This window comes from Microbacterium sp. LMX7-1.2, assembly GCF_040675935.1.
Classification (GTDB): domain Bacteria; phylum Actinomycetota; class Actinomycetes; order Actinomycetales; family Microbacteriaceae; genus Microbacterium.
In genome coordinates this window covers 1,175,548-1,191,431 of the sequence record NZ_JBEGIL010000001.1, presented here as the reverse complement: position 1 = coordinate 1,191,431, position 15,884 = coordinate 1,175,548, and the positions used below count along the sequence as shown (strand labels likewise).

16 protein-coding genes are annotated in these 15,884 nt (G+C 69.2%); 12 read left to right on the top strand and 4 right to left on the bottom strand.

From position 1 onward, the window contains the following. The 8 genes from MRBLMX7_RS05880 (at window position 1) to MRBLMX7_RS05845 (ending at window position 7,747) form a co-directional block, all read left to right on the top strand. The gene (locus MRBLMX7_RS05880; protein WP_363366616.1) at window positions 1-792 is read left to right on the top strand and encodes a class I SAM-dependent methyltransferase; all 792 of its coding nucleotides are present in this window, start codon (window positions 1-3) and stop codon (window positions 790-792) included. A 67-nt stretch (window positions 793-859) separates the two neighbouring features. Beyond that, window positions 860-2,038: a histidine kinase gene (locus MRBLMX7_RS05875; protein ID WP_363366615.1), complete on the top strand. Its 1,179-nt coding sequence runs from the start codon at window positions 860-862 to the stop codon at window positions 2,036-2,038. Next, window positions 2,035-2,670, top strand: a complete 636-nt coding sequence (locus MRBLMX7_RS05870; RefSeq protein WP_050721720.1) for a response regulator — start codon at window positions 2,035-2,037, stop codon at window positions 2,668-2,670. The genes MRBLMX7_RS05875 and MRBLMX7_RS05870 overlap by 4 nt, the downstream gene beginning before the upstream one ends. A 463-nt stretch (window positions 2,671-3,133) precedes the next feature. Then, window positions 3,134-4,054, top strand: a complete 921-nt coding sequence (locus MRBLMX7_RS05865; protein ID WP_363366614.1) for a hypothetical protein — start codon at window positions 3,134-3,136, stop codon at window positions 4,052-4,054. 171 nt (window positions 4,055-4,225) lie between these two features. Continuing rightward, window positions 4,226-4,987, top strand: a complete 762-nt coding sequence (locus MRBLMX7_RS05860; RefSeq protein ID WP_363366613.1) for an ABC transporter ATP-binding protein — start codon at window positions 4,226-4,228, stop codon at window positions 4,985-4,987. After that, window positions 4,984-6,456 carry an ABC transporter permease gene (locus MRBLMX7_RS05855; RefSeq protein ID WP_363366612.1) on the top strand — a complete coding sequence of 491 codons (1,473 nt, stop codon included), beginning with the start codon at window positions 4,984-4,986 and terminating at the stop codon, window positions 6,454-6,456. Before MRBLMX7_RS05860 ends, MRBLMX7_RS05855 begins: the two co-directional genes overlap by 4 nt. 67 nt (window positions 6,457-6,523) lie before the next feature. Then, window positions 6,524-7,180: a 2-phosphosulfolactate phosphatase gene (locus MRBLMX7_RS05850; RefSeq protein ID WP_363366611.1), complete on the top strand. Its 657-nt coding sequence runs from the start codon at window positions 6,524-6,526 to the stop codon at window positions 7,178-7,180. Between the two features lie 63 nt (window positions 7,181-7,243). Then, window positions 7,244-7,747 (top strand): DUF3054 domain-containing protein, encoded by a 504-nt coding sequence (locus MRBLMX7_RS05845; protein ID WP_363366610.1) that lies wholly within the window; start codon window positions 7,244-7,246, stop codon window positions 7,745-7,747. Window positions 7,748-7,758: 11 nt separating this feature from the next. Here MRBLMX7_RS05845 and MRBLMX7_RS05840 read toward each other — a convergent pair whose 3' ends face one another. The 4 genes from MRBLMX7_RS05840 to MRBLMX7_RS05825 all read right to left on the bottom strand — a co-directional run bounded on the left by MRBLMX7_RS05840 (window position 7,759) and on the right by MRBLMX7_RS05825 (window position 11,093). After that, entirely contained in the window at window positions 7,759-8,247 is a 489-nt protein-coding gene (locus tag MRBLMX7_RS05840) for a SprT-like domain-containing protein (protein ID WP_050721716.1), read from the bottom strand. Between the two features lie 56 nt (window positions 8,248-8,303). Beyond that, window positions 8,304-8,831 (bottom strand): hypothetical protein, encoded by a 528-nt coding sequence (locus tag MRBLMX7_RS05835; protein WP_363366609.1) that lies wholly within the window; start codon window positions 8,829-8,831, stop codon window positions 8,304-8,306. A 101-nt stretch (window positions 8,832-8,932) separates the two neighbouring features. Further along, on the bottom strand, window positions 8,933-9,793 hold the full coding sequence (locus tag MRBLMX7_RS05830; protein ID WP_363366608.1) for a spermidine synthase: 861 nt from the start codon (window positions 9,791-9,793) through the stop codon (window positions 8,933-8,935). 31 nt (window positions 9,794-9,824) lie between these two features. Continuing rightward, entirely contained in the window at window positions 9,825-11,093 is a 1,269-nt protein-coding gene (locus tag MRBLMX7_RS05825; protein ID WP_363366607.1) for an LCP family protein, read from the bottom strand. 155 nt (window positions 11,094-11,248) lie between these two features. On the opposite strand from MRBLMX7_RS05825, the gene MRBLMX7_RS05820 reads away from it, so the two are divergent. The 4 genes from MRBLMX7_RS05820 to MRBLMX7_RS05805 are packed head-to-tail and all read left to right on the top strand — an operon-like array spanning window position 11,249 to window position 15,876. Continuing rightward, the gene (locus tag MRBLMX7_RS05820) at window positions 11,249-12,547 is read left to right on the top strand and encodes a sugar ABC transporter substrate-binding protein (protein ID WP_363366606.1); all 1,299 of its coding nucleotides are present in this window, start codon (window positions 11,249-11,251) and stop codon (window positions 12,545-12,547) included. A 22-nt stretch (window positions 12,548-12,569) separates the two neighbouring features. Next, entirely contained in the window at window positions 12,570-13,547 is a 978-nt protein-coding gene (locus MRBLMX7_RS05815) for a carbohydrate ABC transporter permease (protein ID WP_050721711.1), read from the top strand. After that, the gene (locus MRBLMX7_RS05810) at window positions 13,544-14,377 is read left to right on the top strand and encodes a carbohydrate ABC transporter permease (protein ID WP_050721710.1); all 834 of its coding nucleotides are present in this window, start codon (window positions 13,544-13,546) and stop codon (window positions 14,375-14,377) included. Before MRBLMX7_RS05815 ends, MRBLMX7_RS05810 begins: the two co-directional genes overlap by 4 nt. Further along, window positions 14,374-15,876: a glycoside hydrolase family 3 protein gene (locus MRBLMX7_RS05805; RefSeq protein ID WP_363366605.1), complete on the top strand. Its 1,503-nt coding sequence runs from the start codon at window positions 14,374-14,376 to the stop codon at window positions 15,874-15,876. The genes MRBLMX7_RS05810 and MRBLMX7_RS05805 overlap by 4 nt, the downstream gene beginning before the upstream one ends. Window positions 15,877-15,884 lie beyond the last annotated feature (8 nt).

Below are 15,884 nucleotides of genomic sequence, written 5' to 3'. Positions count from 1 at the left end.
ATGGCCACCTACACGCACGGACACCACGAGTCCGTCCTCCGCTCCCACAGCGTCCGTGACATCGCGAACTCCGCCGCGTACCTTCGTCCCCACCTGCACGCCGACACGCGACTCCTCGACGTCGGCGCCGGACCCGGCAGCATCACGGTCGACTTCGCCGGCGTCGTCGCGCACGTGACGGCGACCGAGATGGACGATGCCGCCCTGTCGCTCTCGCGTGAGCGTGCGGCGGGCCTCGGCCTCGCGAATCTCGACTTCTCGATCGAGGACGTGCACGCGCTGAGCTTCGCCGACGATTCCTTCGATGTCGTGCACGCGCACCAGGTGCTGCAGCACGTCGGCGATCCCGTGCAGGCGCTGCGTGAGATGCGTCGCGTCACGGTACCCGGCGGGGTGGTCGCGGCACGCGATGCGGATTACGCGGGGTTCCACTGGTTCCCGGTGCTTCCCGAACTCGATGCGTGGCTCGACCTCTACCGCCGCGCCGCACGGGCCAACGGCGGCGAACCCGACGCGGGGCGCCGCCTGCTGTCGTGGGCGCGCGCCGCGGGCTTCGAGGACGTCACGGCGACAGCATCCTCCTGGTGCTACGCCACGCCCGAGGACCGTTCCTGGTGGGGAGGTATGTGGGCCGACCGCATCCTCGAGTCCGCATTGGCCCGCCAGCTGCTCGACGGCGACATGGCGTCTCGGGCCGATCTGCGGGCGATCAGCGACGCCTGGCGGACCTGGGCCGACGACGGCGACGGATGGTTCCTCGTGCCCCACGGCGAGATCATCGCCAGGGCGTGACCGCCGCCCCACCGGATACATCCCCAGACGGATGCGGGTCGAGGTCGACGCCGCGTAGCGTGGGGGAGTGATCCGCCCGCTCTCGCGCACCGCGCTCGTCCTCGACATCGTCGGGGCGTCGCTGCTCTTCATCGTGTTCACCCCGATGTCGATCGCGTTCTACGGACCGGGCGCGGGCGGCGGCGACACCTCCGGGGCGTCCGCTGCGGCCGTCGTGATCGCGAGCCTGCTCATGTTCGGCGGCGTCGCGATCGGTCGGCTGTCGCCGGGGCTGGCGCTGATCGCCGCCTGGGTCGGCGCGGTGCTGCAGATGCTCGCGGGATTCGGGCCGCTGCCCATCGACATCGCGATCCTGATGGTGCTCTACGCGACGGCCGCGTGGGGGACGAGGACCGTGCTGTGGTGGGGCTTCGGCTCGGCCATCGTCGGCGGCTTCGTCGCGGCGATCTACATGGTCATCGTGAACGGCGTCGCGTTCGGCACCGGAAGCGGCTGGGACAAGATCACCGCGGGCACGCTGTTGCTCGTCCTGTCGCTGCTCGCGCTCGGGTTCGCGTGGGTGTGCGGACTGCTGTGGCGCGTCATCCTGCGGTCCCGGCGCACCCGTGCGGCGCAGCTGCAGGCGGAGTCCCTCGCGGCGGAGGAACAGGAGCGAGTGCGGATCGCGCGCGACATGCACGACATCGTCGCGCATTCGCTCGCGGTCGTGATCGCCCAGGCCGACGGCGCGCGCTACGCCGCCGCCGCGAAGCCCGAGATGGCGACCGAGGCGCTCGGCACGATCGCGCAGACCGCCCGCGGGGCGCTGAGCGACGTGCGGCTGCTGCTCACGCAGCTGCGGCATCGTCAGGGCGACGGCCCGCAGCCGACGCTCGCCGACCTCGAGGCGCTGTTCGCGCAGGTGCGACAGGCAGGCATCGAACCGCGCATCACGATCGATCCGACGCCACCCGGCGAACCGCCGGGCGCGATCCAGCTCGTGGTCTACCGCATCCTGCAGGAGGCCCTCACGAACGCCATCCGGCACGGCGACGGATCGGTCGACGTGCATCTCGCCTGGCTGGCGGATCGCGTCGACATCCACGTGCACAACACCGTCGCGCGCGAGATCACGCCGTCGATCGGCGGGCACGGGGTCATCGGCATGCGCGAACGGGCTCAGCTCGTGGGCGGTAGCCTTCAGGCGGAGCGTCAAGGCCCGCAGTTCGTCGTGCGGGCCTCGCTCCCGATCGGGGAGGTCGCATGATCAGGGTGGCACTCGTGGACGACCAGGCGCTGTTCCGCGCCGGGATCCGCATGCTCATCGCGTCGCAGCCCGACCTCGATGTGGTCGGCGAGGCCGGCGACGGACGCGAGGCGATCGACCTCGTGCGCGCCGTGCGGCCGGACGTCGTGCTGATGGACATCCGGATGCCGGTCATGGACGGGCTCACCGCGACCGCCGAGATCCTCGCGCAGCCGGATCCGCCGCGCATCGTGATGCTCACGACTTTCGACCTCGACGAGGCCGCCGCCCGAGCGATCCGGCAGGGGGCGAGCGGCTTCCTGCTCAAGGACGCGGATCCCGAGTTCCTCCTTGCAGCCATCCGCACCGTGCACTCCGGGTCGAGCGTGATCGCCGCCTCCGCCACTCGCGAGCTCTTCGAGCACTTCGCCGAGGCGCCGAAGCCCGTTCCCGCGCAGTTCTCGGCGCTCACCGACCGGGAGCAGGAGATCTTCGCCCTCGCCGCCCGAGGGTTGTCGAACTCCGAAATCGCGGCCCGGGAGTATCTCAGCGAGGCGACCGTGAAGACGCACATCAGCCGCATCCTCACCAAGCTGTCGCTGCGCGACCGGGTGCAGCTCGTGGTGTTCGCGTTCGAGCACGGCCTCGCCTGACCGCTGACATCGACTCGCTGACGAGTTGTCTGCGCCGGACGTCGTTCTTCGCATGAGAGCCACGGTGGCGCTGCTTCTCTCGACTCCGAAAGAATCTCTTTCTCGCAATTCGCTCCGAACGGCATTCGTTGTACACGTGTATTGATATACCAGAATTCATTTGTCGTCGGTGGGCGAGAAAAGTAGGTCTATTTCGGGGATTTCGCTGACGAGCGCACCCGTGTCCCCCATTCGGGGGACAGATCTCACGCGCGGCTTCGCATAACCTCCCCCTGCCCCGTTCGAGGGCATAGACAGGAAGTCGCTGGCGTCCCTAATCAACGTTTGCGGCGTCTCTTCATAATGATGATGACGCTGAGCACTGCCAGGAAGATAAGGGTGAGCCAGAGGATTTCCACGTCTCGACTTTACGCAATGGAGGAGAATGACGATGAATAGATCTCTCAGGGTGGCGTTGGGGATCATGACCGCGCTCGGTGTGTTGATGGGCACGAGTACCCTGGCCTGTGCTGACGACGAAATCTCAGAGACGTTGGAAGAGATCATCGCGGGCGCCCCGGAGGCGACCGAGGCGATCGAGAACCCCGAACCTTCAGGTAGTTCGTCAGTCTCGATCGCCAGCGAGACCGACGGAACGATCCGCTTCTCTCAGGACGATGGATCCTCGATGTCTCTCGTTTTGCCTGATAACGCGGAGTTCGCTGACGACCTGGCCGAAGAACTCGGCGAGACGACCATGATCACCAGCCAGTACATGACCACCGATCGCGGCGCTCCGGACTCCCAAGCCGCGGCGTCCGCGCGCGCGGTGCTCGTGATTCCTAACGCGGACGCTCCGTCGAGCTACGACTTCGAGGTTCAAGTCCCGGATGGAACGGTGGCGGAGCACCATGTCGACGGCAGCATCACGTTGCATCGACCGGTCGCTATCCTGCAGGACGGCGTGCAAGCCTCGGCCGTGATCGCCACCTTCGATGCGCCCTGGGCGGTGGACGCGAATGGCGTGAACATTCCGACCTCGTACAGCTTTGACGGCCGGACGCTCACGCAGACGATCGATCTCAGTGCGGTCACGGCTTTTCCCGTGGTCGCCGATCCGAAGGTGGACTGGATGGGTTACTTCGTGAGACTCACATATTCGAAGGCGGAAACACGGAATATGCGCGATCAAGGCATCATCGTCGGCGCCATCGTCGGCGCCGGTGCGACGATCTCCCTTGCGGCCGGGCCCGCTGCTCCCGCGATCATCGCCGCGGTTTACGCAGCAAGCGCTGTGGCCGTCGGCGTCATCGCGACAACTGCGTCCAACGCCGTGAGCGACGGAAAATGCCTTCAGCTCGATATTCCCTCGATGTTTCCATCGATTGTGAAATGCCGAAAGTGATCCTGTGATGGATTCCTGTCCCGGTCCGTTCTGGTCGGTCCGGGCAGGAATCCTTTTCCTCTGATCGAGAGGTGACCGATCTCCTGGCATCTCGGGATCATCCTCCAGATGTAGGCGGATGCGCCGCTCGGGCGACGCGCCGAGGGGTGCCCCGGAAATAGCGTCGGTGACATGGAGATCACGACCACCGACCTCGGGCTCGCCGCCCGCGTCCAGGACCTCACGAAGACCTACGGCTCGGGCGAGGGCACGGTCCACGCGCTCGACGACATCAGCGTCGGCATCCGTCGTGGGCAGTTCACCGCGATCATGGGCCCTTCCGGTTCCGGCAAATCCACCCTCATGCACATCATGGCCGGGCTCGACACGCCGACCGGGGGCCGCGCCTGGATCGGCGACACCGAGATCACCGGCCTCGGAGACCTCGACCTCACCATCCTGCGTCGGCGCCGGGTCGGCTTCATCTTCCAGGCGTTCAACCTGGTGCCCACGCTCACAGCCCTCGGCAACATCATGCTGCCGTTCGAGCTCGACGGCCGGCGACCCAGCGCGCTCGAGAAGGCGCGGATCGACGGACTGATCGACACCCTCGGCCTCGGTGCCCGTCTGCAGCACCGCCCGCACCAGCTGTCGGGCGGTCAGCAGCAGCGCGTCGCGATCGCCCGTGCACTCGCCACCGCGCCGGACCTCGTTTTCGCCGACGAACCCACCGGCAACCTCGATTCGAAGACCGGCCGCGAGGTGCTGCAGCTGCTCGCCGCCGCGAGCCGCGAGCACGGCCAGTCGATCGCGATGGTCACGCACGATGCGATCGCGGCGAGCCACGCCGACCGGGTGCTGTTCCTCGGCGACGGCCGCATCGTCGCCGACCACCCGCGGCAGACCGCCGAGGAGATCTCGGCGTACATGCTCGCCGCGGAGGTGGCGGCATGAGCGCCGTCGCCGCACCGCTCACGCGCACGATCGTGCCGGAGAGCGCGGCGACCGCTCCGCGTCTGGCCTGGCTGCGCGATCGGGGGATGGGCGCCAGCCTCCTCGTCGCGGCGCTGTCGGCCGCTTTCGGCGTCGTGCTGGTCGAGACCACCGCCTTCCTCGGCGCCGTGCTGCAGGCCGATCCGTTCATCGGCGACAGCGAGACGCTCGCGGTCGTCGTCGGACTCCTCTCGGTGCTGCTCACCGCCGTCGCGATGTACGTCGCGGCGATCGTCACGGCCAACACGTTCTCGACCATCATCGCGGGGCGGACCAGGCAGATCGCGCTGATGCGCCTGATCGGGGCGACCGCGCGGTCGCAGCGTGCGGAGGTGGGACGTCAGGGTCTCGTGGTCGGCGTGATCGGCGCCGCGCTCGGGCTTCTCGTCGGCGTCGGCATCGCGGCGATCGGCGTGCAGATCGGATCCTCCCTGATCGCGAACGTGCGGGGGGACTTCACGCTCGCGCAGCCGTTCGTGCTGCTGCCCGCCGTCGGGGTGGCCCTCACGACGTGGGCTGCCGCATGGGCGGGGTCGCGCCGCGTTCTCACGGTCACCCCGCTGCAGGCGATCGGGGGCTCGGTGGAGCGCACTCATGACGAGGTATCGCGCGCCGGCCGACACATCGGGGCGTGGGTGCTGCTCGTGACCGGAGCGCTGCTGCTCGCCGCCGGCGTGGTCGTCGGGCTGCTGCACCCGATCGGCGTCGCCGTCGCTTTCGTGGGCGGCCTGCTCTCGTTCACCGGCCTCGCCCTCGGCTCGGTGCTGTTCATGCCCCCGGTGCTGCGGCTCGTGGGGCGGATGTTCGGCTCGAGCGCCACCGCGAAGCTCGCGGCCGAGAACGCCCTGCGCTACCCCGAGCGGTCCTCGCGCATGGCGATCGGCGTGGTCATGGGCGTGACGCTCGTGACGATGTTCGCCGTGGCGCTCGAGTCGGTCAAGCAGATGCTGATCGGTCAGTCCGAGGGGTCGATCCCCGACGAGTTCTTCGCACCCTTCGACGCCTTCGCCGGGGTCATGATGGTGCTCGTGGCCGTGTCGGCTGTGATCGCCGCCGTGGGGCTCGTGAACCTCCTGACGATCGGGGTCGTGCAGCGTCGTCGTGAGCTGGGGCTGCTGCGGTCGATCGGTCTGTCGAACGCGCAGGTCCGTCGCATGGTGCTGCTGGAAGCGACCCACATCACGGTGGCGGCGACGCTCACCGGTCTGGTCCTCGGAGTCGTGTACGGGTGGATCGCGGCGCAGTCGCTGCTGGGTTCGACGCCCACGCTGCCCGACTTCGAGCCGGCGGGACTCGTCGCCCCGCATGTGCCGTGGCTGCCCGTGGTCATCATCGTCGTGGCGACCGCAGTGCTCACGCTCGTCGCTGCGGCGACGCCGACGCGGCTGGCGACGCGGGTCGCGCCCGTCGAGGCCCTGGCCGCGGACTGACCGTCATCTTTCGACACCCTCGCCTTCTCCGGAGGGCGGGGGTGTCGTCGCGCCCTAGGCTGGACGAATGCCGACGCCCTTCGACCAGTCCACGTATCAGGTGCGCCTCGACTGGGGGACGGACGGGCTCGCTCGTCTGGCTCCGGCCGACATCGTCGTGGTGATCGACGTGCTGCGGTTCTCCTCGACCGTCGCGGATGCCGTCGCAGCCGGCGCATCGGTCGCCCTCGGCGGGGCTCTGGGCTGGTCGCGCAACGGCGCCGCCGTGGCTGCCGCCGCCGGCGACGCGATCGTGCTCGTGGGCGGGATCCGCAACGCGACCGCCGTCGCGACGGCGATCACGACCCTGCAGGAGCGCCGCCAGGCCCGCACCTCGGTCGCGGTCATAGCGGCGGGCGAGGCCGACGCCGACGGCGTGCTGCGTTTCGCGGTCGAGGACCACCTCGGGGCCGGCGCGGTGATCGACGCCCTCACGAGCCGTGGCATCGACCACACAGCTCCCGACGCCGCGGTCGCGGCCGAGGGGTTCCGCGCGCTGCGCCGTGCTCTGCGTCACATGATCAGCGCCAGCGGGTCCGCGCGCGAGATCGCCGAGGGGGTGCCGGCGACCGACCGCATGTCCGAGGCCGGGGTCACGCCGACCACGGCGGCCGCGGCGGCGGAGATCGACGCGCTCGACGTCGTCCCGGTGCTGCGTGACGGGGAGTTCGTCGCGTTCGACTGAGGCGTCGGCCCCGTTCGGGTGAGTCCTGCGCGTGAAGTCGCAGGCGCATCGTAGGGTCGGGACATGAGGTACGTCCCCGCGGTCATACTCGACGCCGTCTTCGTGCTCATCTTCGCGGTCATCGGCCGCGCCTCGCATCAGGAGGACCCCGGCGGCTTCCTCGTCACCGCCTGGCCGTTCCTCGTCGCTCTGCTGCTCGGGCACCTCGTGGCGGCGCTGCTGCCCGCGCGTCCGCGCCGACCGTGGTCGCTGCTGTGGGGTGTCGTGGTGTGGGTCGTGACGGTCGTGGGCGGCACCCTGCTCCGCCTCGTGTCGGGCGACACCGCGCAGATCGCCTTCGTGATCGTCGCGACGATCACGCTGGGTGTGCTGCTCGTGGGATGGCGGGCGGTCGCCGCGTTCCTCCGCAGACGTGCCGCGCGCGGCGGGGGCGCTGATCACGCGCGTACCTCAGCGGAACCGGCCGAAGACGACCCGATCGTCGATCCGATGATCGCGGACGCAGACGCTCACGAACGTCCCGAGACGACGCATCCCGACTCCGACGGGACCGATCGTCGCCCCTGACGCCGGGCGGGTCAGCGAGACATCTGCGCGGCGAGTCGCACGTCGGCGCCGATCTCGCGCCGGGTCCAGGTGAACACGTAGCGGGCGTCGAAGCTCCGTGAGCATCGAGCGCAGGAGGTGGCCCTCGTCGGACGACGGTGCCGATAGGTCACGTGCCCGGCCGGGCAGCTGCCGACCCAGGGTGCGAGCTCGACCGCGGTCTCGCCGTGATGCGTCGTGCCGCCGACGTAGCCGAGATCGCGCGCCACGCGCTTCCACGTCGGGCCGTGCGCGGCGGCGTGACCGGCCAGCGCGTGCGCGACCTCGTGCAGCAGCACCTGATGGATCTCGTCGTCGTCGAACCGCGCGGCCAGGTACCGCGACACCGTGATGCGCTTCTTGGAGTAGTCGCACTGCCCCGCACGTCTCTTCGCATGGTCGAAGCCGAACGACCAGGTGTCGTCGAGGTGCATCGCGATGAGTGCCTCGCCCCAGACGCGCACTCGTTCCAGTTCCGCCATGCGCTCAGGCTAAGCCATGCCGCCGACATCGCGGGGCAGGGTCGACCCGGATGATCTCAGCCTGCGAGGAGCTCCGAGGAGCGTCGGCGCTCCGCCGCCTCGATCGCGAGAAGGACGGTCTCCAGTTCGCGGTCGTCCGCTCCGGCCTCCCGGCGCAGGAACAGGGACTGCTTGAAGCTCTCGCGTGCCGTGTCGTAGTCACCCGCCTCGTAGGCGTTCCGGCCGTGGTGGTGGTGTGCGAACGCGGCGATCGACACCCACCGCTGCCCTTCGGCCTCGGATGCGCAGGTCGCGAGCTCCTGCTCGGCGGCAGCGTACGCCCCGCGGTTCTGCAGCACCGTGGCGTGCAGCACGCGCGCGCGGATGACGTCTTTGCGGGTACCGGCCATGCGGGCCTGACGCACGGTGTCGTCGGCGAGCGCGAGCGCCTCGTCGAGGCGGTTCAGCACCTTGAGGAGGAAGACCCTCTCCAGCAGGGCGGGGAGGCTGCGCTGGCTCTCGATCTCCGCGAGCCGCGCCGCGCATTCCTCGAGATCGACCAGTTCGCGAAGACTGTCCTGGTCGTATCCTCGGATGACACTCATTGCTCTCCTTCCGCAGCATCCCCAGACCAGTGTGCCTTCCGAGGCCGCGAACGCCGGGGCGGCACGCCCCGGACGCGCGCATCCGGATCAGGTCGCGCGGATCAGCGCAGGAAGAGGGAGGCGTCGGGACGCGGCGAGGCGACGGCGTCCGCATCGGTCACGACGCGTGCCCCCTGGATGAAGGCTGCGACCTCGGCTCCCTGCGCGATCTTCGCGGGATGCGGTCCTGCGGCGAGCATCCGCGGGAGCCATTCCGTGGGCAGCGGTGAGGCGGAGGCGGCGATCACGAGGTTGCCGAAGCGACGGCCCTTGAGCACCTGGGTGTCGGCGAGCACGCCGATCTCGGGGAGCACTTCGGCGATCGTCGCGACCTGACGCCGCGCGAACGCGAGTCCCGGTCCGTCGGCGACGTTCACGAGGAGCACGCCGGCGGGGGCGAGCAGAGCACGCAGCTCGCGGTAGAACTCGACGCTGGTGAGATGCGCGGGGGTCTGCGCCCCGGAGTAGACGTCGGACACGACGAGATCGCTGCTGCCCTGGAGCGCGGCGGGCAGGCGTCCGACTCCCTCGCGGGCGTCTCCGATGCGCACGCGGATCGCTGCCCCGCGGGGGAGCGGCAGGTGCTCGCGTACGAGCGCGGCGAGCGGCGCTTCGAGCTCGATGACCTGCTGGCGCGAACCGGGGCGAGTGGCCTCGACGTAGCGGGGGATCGTGAGCGCGCCGGCGCCGAGGTGCACGGCGGTGAGGGGGCCGTCGGGAAGCTGATCGATCACGGCGCCCATCCGCACGATGTACTCGAAGTGCAGGTGCGTGGGGTCGTCGAGGTCGACGTGCGACTGCGGGGTGTCGTCGACGATCAGCTCGAAGCCGTTCGTGAAGTCTGAGGGGACGATGCGCGCGAGGCCGCCGTGGTCGAGCCGTGCCTGCGGGTGCTCCGTATCCCGTGCGCGAGTCCTGCCCATGCTCCGAGACTACGCGCTCGGAGGCGGGCGATCAGCGGGACTGGTTGCCGACCGAGCAGGTCTCCTGGTCGACGCTCTGCCCCGAGATCTCGGGCGGGAGGGTGGCGCGCGGGGCCGCCGTGGCGTCGGGCGTCGCGGCCGCGTCGTCGGGTGCGGGGTCGGGTGCGGGGTCGGGCGTCGAGAGCTCGACGCTGTCGTTCGTCGCCACGTCGCCGGACAGCGAGATCGGCTCGCCCGCCGCGAGCGCCGCCCACAGCGGTTCTGCCGCTGACTCGTCGGGCACGACCTTGATCCCCGGGTTGTCCGGGTCGTCGAGGTTGGGGTACTGCACGAACACGAAGTCGGAGAATCGCACGTCCTTGAGCGCGAGCGCGAGCTGGCTCAGGGTCAGCGGGTTGCTCAGTGACTCGCTGGGGACGATGTTGTCGGCGACCGTGTTCGCGAGCCGCAGCACCGTCGAGGGGTCGCTCAGGGTCTCGGCGCTGAGGATCTTCTTCGCCAGCCGTGACATGTACTGCTGCTGATTCGAGATGCGCGCGAGGTCGCTCTCGTCCCCCACGCCGTGGCGGGTGCGGATGAACGCGAGGGCGTCGGCGCCCGACACCGTGTGCGTGCCGACGGGCAAATTTATGCCGGCCTGCGAGTCGCGGATGCCGTCTCCGGCGACGCACACCTCGACTCCGCCGATCGCGTCGGTGATCTCGATCACGCCGTCGAAGCTGATCTTGGCGGCGAACTCGATCGGGATGTCGCTAAGCCCCGTGACGGTCTTCGCGACGCAGGAGACGCCCGCGTGTTCGAACACCGAGTTGAGCGGCGCCTTCGACATCGACGACGCCGTCGAGCCGTCGTCCTTCGTGCACTCCGGCACCTCGACCATGAGATCGCGCGGGAAGGACACCACGGTGACGTTGCGCGGTGCCGCCGAGACGTGCACGAGGAGGTTGACGTCGTTGCGCACGCCGCCGTCCTGATCCTCGCAGCGCTCTCCGAGCAGCTGCGTCGTGATCTCGCCGCATTCGTCGGTTCCGACAACGAGGATGCTGAACGCCTTGTCGTCGGGGTAGGCGCCGAGCGAGGGAGGGGCGACCTCGGCGGAGTCCTCCAGAGCGACCGCGCCTTCGCCGACGCGATTCAGCAGGTCGCTCGCGACGAACCCGGCGACCGCGACGGCGGATACCACCAGCACGCTGAGAGAGATCCCCAGGATCTTGAGGAAGGATGAGAAGGCTGTGGGTGTCGGGAGAGTCGCGTGACGCGCGACCGTGGACCGTCTCGGATCGTCGAGGGCGCCTGACATGCCGCAGAGCCTACCCGGGAACCCTGACGACGCCTGATGTTACGGCTGCGTGACGTTTCTGAGAATAACTTGCAGGAAATTTGTTAGTCGTGAATACTTTTTCCTACGTGGTAGGCACCCCGATGCCGCCAGGACGTTCAAAGAGGAGATCCCTGATGCACAAGCGCATCCTTCCGGTCGTGGCGCTCGGCGCCGTGGCCACCCTGGGCCTGGCGGCCTGCGCCGGCGGAAGCACCGGCGGCGACAACGGCGGAGCAGTCGACGGCGAAGGCCAGGAGCTCACCGTCTGGATCATGAAGGGCACCAACCCCGACTCCAGCGCCTTCTACGACGAGGTCTCGAAGGCCTTCGAGGACGAGACCGGCGCGACGGTCAAGATCGAGGAGATCCAGTGGGCCGACGCCCACGACCGGTTCGTCACCTCGATCGCCGGCGGCACGACCCCCGACGTCGCCGAGACCGGCACCACCTGGACCGCCGAGTTCGCCGACGCCGGCGCGCTCGAGCCGCTCGACTCCTATGTCGACGCCGAGAAGGGACTGCGCGACGACCTCGTCGAGGGTCTCGCGGTCGCAGGCACCTACGAGGACGAGCTCTACGGCATGCCGTGGTACGCCGGTGTCCGTTCGATCGTCTACCGCACCGACGTGTTCGAGGAGCTCGGCCTCGAGGCCCCGAAGACGTGGGACGACATCGTCGCAGCGGGCGACGCCATCAAGGCGGCCAAGCCCGACATGCTGCCGTTCCCGGTCCCGGGCGACGCCGAGTTCCAGGTCTACCCCTGGGTCTGGGGCGCGGGCGGCGAGGTCGCCACGCAGAAGGGCGGCGAGTGGACCAGCGAGCTCGACAGCGCGGAGTCGCAGGCCGGCATCGAGTTCTACACCGGTCTCGCGACCGAGCACGGCTTCTCCTCCGCGGGTGCGACCACCTGGAAGGAGACCGACCTGCGTGACGCGTTCACCCAGGGCAACGTCGCCATGATGCTCTCGGGCTCGTGGACCCCGAAGGCGCTGATCGAGGCGAACCCCGACCTCGAGGGCAAGATCGGCGCGGCCGTGATCCCCGGTGAGGACGGCGGCATCGCCCCGTCCGTGCTGGGCGGCTCGCACCTGTCGGTGTTCAACACCACGAAGAACGCCGACCTCGCATGGAAGTTCGTCCAGCTCATGACCACGGGCGAGTTCGCCGAGAAGTGGGCGAACGAGACCGGATACTTCCCGGGCGTCCAGTCGGCTATGGAAGAGGCCCTCGCTTCGACCGACCCGCTGGTCGCGCCGTTCGCGGAGCAGATGGTCGAGGGCGGCGCATCCGTGCCGGTCACCCCGAACTTCGGAGCCGTCCAGGCCAAGAAGACGACCAACGCCATGATCCAGGCCATCCTCAGCGGGCAGAAGGACGTCGCGACCGCGACGAAGGACGCCGCCGTGGAGATGACCGACCTCCTCAACCAGTAAGACAGTTAGGCAATATCACCTCATGTCGATGGTGCAAGCGCCACTGCCGGCCACGAAGGCGGAGTCCACCTCCGCCTCCGTGGCCGGCGGCCGGCCGAAGAAGCGGGGCCTCTCGCTGATCACGGCCCGCCCCTGGCTCCTCCTCGCTCCCGGGCTGATCATCCTCGCGGTGCTCATGCTCTGGCCGCTCGTCCAGGTGGTCATCTACTCCCTGCAGGACTACGGTCTGCGCGAGATCAACACGGGGGAGAGCAACTGGATCGGCCTCGAGAACTACGCCGAGGCGCTCACCAACCCGACCCTCTGGACGGTGGTGCTGCCGAACACCGTCGGCTTCGCCGCCGTCGCCGTGTTCGTCACCGTGGCCGTCGGCACGCTCGTCGCGCTGCTGCTCGCTCGCCTCGGCCCGGTGTGGCGCACCATCGTCTCCAGCTGCATCATGGTCGCGTGGGCGATGCCCGCCGTGACCGGCACGTACGTCTGGACCTTCATCTTCGATGCCGACCGTGGCATCTTCAACACCGTGCTCAAGGACCTCGGTCTGATGGACGGCTCGGTCAACTGGTTCACGAACCAGTGGTCGTTCTACGCGATCGTCCTGCTCAACGTCGTGCACCACGGCTTCCCGTTCGTGGCGATCACGGTGCTCGCCGGACTCCTGGGCGTCTCCAAGGAGATGCTCGAGGCGGCTGCCCTCGACGGAGCAGGTGCGTGGACGCGGTTCTGGAAGATCATCTTCCCGACCCTCAAGCCCGTGTTCTCGGTCGTCATCATCCTGTCGACCATCTGGGACTTCAAGGTGTTCGCGCAGGTCTATCTGATGCCGGGCGGCAGCGGCGGCAACCGCCAGGTGCTCAACCTCGGCGTGTGGTCCTACGTGGAGTCCTTCGGACAGAATCGCTACGGCTTCGGTGCGGCGCTCGCCGTGCTGCTCACGCTCGTGCTGATCGGCATCACGATCGTCTACATCCGCTCCCTCATGAAGGAGGACGAGCTGTGAACCCGCGCCCCAGGCTCCGTTCGCGCATCGGCGTCGGGATCGGCGTCGCCGCCGTCCTGCTCTTCACGCTGTTCCCCGTCTACTGGATGGTCTCCAGCGCCTTCGACAAGAAGGCGTCGTCGGGTGGGCAGTCGCTGCTCCCCCAGGAGTTCACCTTCGACAACTTCGCCTTCGTGCTCACCGAGGGCGGGTTCGGCACCTTCCTCCGGAACTCGGCGATCGTGGCGCTCGTCACGGTCCTCGTGAGCGCCCTGGTCTGCCTGCTCGCGGCCGTGGCCGTCGCGCGGTTCAAGTTCAAGTTCCGCACCACGATCCTCATGATGATCCTCGTGGTGCAGATGGTGCCGCTCGAGGCCCTCGTGATCCCGCTGTTCCTCCAGGTCAAGACGCTCGGGCTGCTCAACAGCATCCTGGGACTCATGGTCGTGTACGTGGCGCTGTCGCTCGCCTTCGGCATCTGGATGCTGCGCGGTTTCGTCGCGGCCGTGCCGGTGGAGCTCGAGGAGGCGGCGTACATCGACGGCGCGAGCTGGTGGCGCATGTTCCGGTCGATCCTGTTGCCGCTCGTGATGCCGGGTCTCGTCGCTACCAGCATCTTCAGCTTCATCACCGCCTGGAACGAGTTCATCTTCGCGATGACGATCCTCGGCGCGCAGACCGACCAGTACACGGTCTCGATCGGGCTCAAGTCGTTCTTCGGCCTGTACGCGAACGACTGGGGCAGCATCATGGCCGCGTCGACGATCATCACCCTCCCGGTCATGATCTTCTTCGTGATCGTGCAGCGCCGTCTCTCGGCCGGCATGGTGGCGGGAGCGGTCAAGGGATGAGCGACGACCTCGAGAGGCTCGCGAACCGAGTGCTGTGGCCCGGCTTCTTCGGCACCGAGGCGCCGGAGTGGCTGCTCGCCGAGCTCCGTGACGGACTCGCCGGGGTCGTGTACTTCGGGCAGAACATCGGGGAGGGGCTGTCGGCGCTCAGCGACGCGATCCTGGAAGCGAACCCGGACGCCCTGATCGGCATCGATGAGGAGGGCGGCAGCGTCACGCGGCTCGAGTCCGCGACGGGCTCGACCCTTCCCGGCGCCGCCCAGCTCGGACAGCTCGACGATCTCGCGGCCACACGCGCGACCGGCGCCGAGCTCGCACGGCGCGTGGCCGCGATCGGCGGCAACGTCGTGCTCGGACCCGTGGCGGACGTCAACACCGATCCGCGGAACCCGGTGATCGGGGTGCGCTCGTTCGGCAGCGAGGAGTCGCTCGTCTCGCGGCATGCCGTCGCAGAGGTCGAAGGCATCCAGCGCGGAGGGGTCGCGGCGTGCGTCAAGCACTTCCCCGGCCACGGCGACACGCACCTCGACTCGCACCACTCGCTGCCCGAGATCACCCTCGACCTCGAGGAGTTCGAGCGCGTGCACCTCGCGCCGTTCCGCGCCGCGATCGACGCGGGAGTGGACTCGATCATGACCGCCCACATCGTCGTCCCCGCGTGGGGCGAGGCGCCCGCCACGCTCAACCCGCGGGTGCTCGGGATGCTGCGCGAATGGGGCTTCGACGGCGTCGTCATCACGGACGCGCTCGACATGGCGGCGATCCGCGAGACCGTCGGCATCGGCGGGGGAGCGGCGCTCGCTCTCGCGGCCGGCGCCGACCTGCTGTGCATCGGCAATCCCACGAACCCCGGGGAGGCCGCGCTGGCCGACCAGGACGAGCGCGACTTCCGGGCGGCCCGCGACGGCATCGTCGCGGCGCTCCGCGACGGATCGCTCCCGCGCGAGCGCGTCGAGGAGGCCGCCGGTCGCGTGACGGCTCTCGCCGCGAAGCTGCGCACGCGCGGTGCCGGGGCCGTCGAGGCCCCGCCGTTCGACGCACGTGCCGTGGTCGGCGCTGCCGTCACGGGCGCGGTCGCAGACGCCGTCGCTCTCGCCGTGGTGGACGCCCGCCGCCGATCGTCTCTCGCCGTCGACAGCGCCTCTTCCTTCGTGGCGGAGGCGCTCGCGCAGGGTGACCACCGGCAGCGTCTCGACGTCGCCCGCGCCTCGATCGAGGAGCAGGACGCCGCGCTCGACGCCGCGGTCGCGGCTGACGGCCTGACCGTGATCCTCGTCGATCGTCCGGAGGCGGATGCCGCGCAGCGCGACCTCGTCCAGAGGGCGGCTCAACGAGATCCGAATGCGGTCGTCGTGAACGTCGGGCTGGCCCCGGAGCACGAGCTGCCGCTGCCGGTCGTCCAGGTCGGAGCGGCCAGCCGGATCGGCGCCGAGATCGCCGGGGAGCGCCTGCGCGGAGCATCCTTCCCCTCACGGGTGAGCGCAGGTCGGGTCGACTGAGGCAGGAT